This is a genomic window from Mycobacterium sp. NAZ190054, from assembly GCF_001545925.1.
Lineage (GTDB): Bacteria > Actinomycetota > Actinomycetes > Mycobacteriales > Mycobacteriaceae > Mycobacterium.
This window is the reverse complement of record NZ_LMVQ01000422.1, coordinates 1-1,943: the sequence shown is the minus strand read 5'-3', so window position 1 is coordinate 1,943 and position 1,943 is coordinate 1. Positions and strand designations below refer to the sequence as shown.

The 1,943-nt window shown below is 74.1% G+C and carries 2 protein-coding genes and 1 pseudogene; 1 reads left to right on the top strand and 2 read right to left on the bottom strand.

Annotated elements, in window-relative coordinates:
* Positions 1–83 precede the first annotated feature (83 nt).
* Complete coding sequence (locus tag ASJ79_RS33410) at positions 84–620, bottom strand: glycosyltransferase family 9 protein (RefSeq protein WP_369803748.1); 537 nt, start codon at positions 618–620, stop codon at positions 84–86.
* Positions 617–1,795, bottom strand: a complete 1,179-nt coding sequence (locus ASJ79_RS33405; RefSeq protein WP_067960444.1) for an HAD-IIIA family hydrolase — start codon at positions 1,793–1,795, stop codon at positions 617–619. Before ASJ79_RS33405 ends, ASJ79_RS33410 begins: the two co-directional genes overlap by 4 nt.
* A 24-nt stretch (positions 1,796–1,819) precedes the next feature.
* On the opposite strand from ASJ79_RS33405, the pseudogene ASJ79_RS34410 reads away from it, so the two are divergent.
* Positions 1,820–1,943 (top strand): annotated as a pseudogene (locus ASJ79_RS34410) (hypothetical protein); the annotation flags it as partial.

Below are 1,943 nucleotides of genomic sequence, written 5' to 3'. Positions count from 1 at the left end.
GTCGATTTCGACGCGCCGGAACTCACCGCGGCGCACGCCGAGGACCTGATCAAGCGGCTGCGCGACACGGCCCCGGACCGCGCCTACATCTTCACCTCGTCTGCCAACCACGGCGGCAGCGGCGCCGGCCCGGTGATGCGCAGGGTTCCGGCGTCGCCGTCCGGCAGCCGGCATCCGGCGGCCTCGGTCAGCGACAGCGCCCGCAACGGTTCCGGGATGCCGTCGGGCACCTGGTGGCGCAGATCCAGCAGGCTGCCCGGATAGTCGACGCTGATGGCGCCGACCCACGGCACCCCGGCCATCCGGCACAGCAGCGCCAGCGGCAGCGGCGACTGGTGGAACGAGGTGAAGATGTAGGCGCGGTCCGGGGCCGTGTCGCGCAGCCGCTTGATCAGGTCCTCGGCGTGCGCCGCGGTGAGTTCCGGCGCGTCGAAATCGACCCAGGGCGCCTGCCATTCGACGATTTCGTCGATTCCGGGCAGCAGTTCGGCAGCGGCGCGCCCACGGGGGCCCGCCAGCATCACCACCCGGTCGTGGCAGCCGGCCACCGCCCGGATCGCCGGACCGGTGACCAGCACGTCACCGGCGCTGTCCAGACGGGCGACGAGGGCCGAGGTCATCGTGCCTCCCGCAGCACCAGGTCCACCGCGGCGCCCAGCGTGCGCGCGACCGCGGCCCGCGGGTGCGCACGCGCGGCGACGATCTCCTCGGGGCGGGTACGTCCGGTCGGCACCAGCACCGCCCGCGCCCCGGCGGACAACGCGGCCGCCACGTCGCCGCCGGTGTCCCCGATCACCACACACCGGTGCGGCGGCACTCCGAGCTCCGCCGCCGCGGACAGCACCATCCCGGGCGCCGGTTTGCGGCAACGGCATCCGTCGTCCTCGCCGTGCACGCAGACCTGCCACGAGTCGAACGGTCCGAGCCGGCCGCTGACCGCCGCGTTCACCGCGACGAGTTGCCGCGGGGTGATCAACCCGCGTGCCACGCCGGACTGATTGGTCACCACGGCCAGCAACAGTCCGCGTCTGCGTAGCCGGTCCAGGGCGCGGTGGGCGCCGGGCATCGGTACCACGCCGTCCGGGTCGTTGAGGTACGGGCCGTCCTCGATCAACGTGTCGTCGCGGTCGAGCAGGACGGCCAGCGGCGGTTCCGGCCGCGCGTGCCGATGCTGCCACTCCCCGATCATCCGGTGAGTCACCGCTACTGGCGGAATCATGATGCTGCTCAACAGGATTCGACCGCACTCGGCGAGCGTCCCGGGACCGCCGAGGAACCGGCGGGCGGCGAACTCCGCGGTGAGCCCAGCCCACAGGAGCCCGAACACCGCCGCGGTGCCACGGCGCCGGGCCGCCCCCGCGGTCAGACCCGCCACCGCGGCGGCCGTCGTCGCCGTGTGGCCGGCAAGCCGCCCGCTGCCCTCGCCGATGCGGGTCCGCCAGTGCCGCCCGAACTTGCGCCGCATCAACGCGTTGTCGCGGTTGCCGATCTGGACCCGGACCGAGGTCAGCCAGGTGGCGGCGGCCACCGGGTGTGCGCAGCGGCGCGACCCGTCGATGATCCGGTGCCCGGCCGAGACGATCCGCAGCGCGAGGTCGGAGTCCTCGCGGTAGGCGCGGGGGAAGCGTTCGTCGAAGCCGCCGACGGCGACCAGGACGTCGCGCCGGTAGGCCATGTCGGCGGTGATCCAGCGGGCACCGGCCAGCCGCAATGTGCGGCGTTCGTCGTCGCTGGGCGCCCGGCGCGCATCGGCCCGGGGCACCTCGATCCCGCCCTGCGATCCGCCGGCGCGCACCGACTCCGCCGCGGTCAGGTCGTGTTGCTCGGCGAGTCGCTGCAGGCGGCGCTGCTGCGGGCGATGACGTTCATGATCGTGGCGTCCCCGTGCGCGCTGGTGTTGTCCACCATGCCGCCGATGCTGGCCGCGATCGCCAACGCCGGCC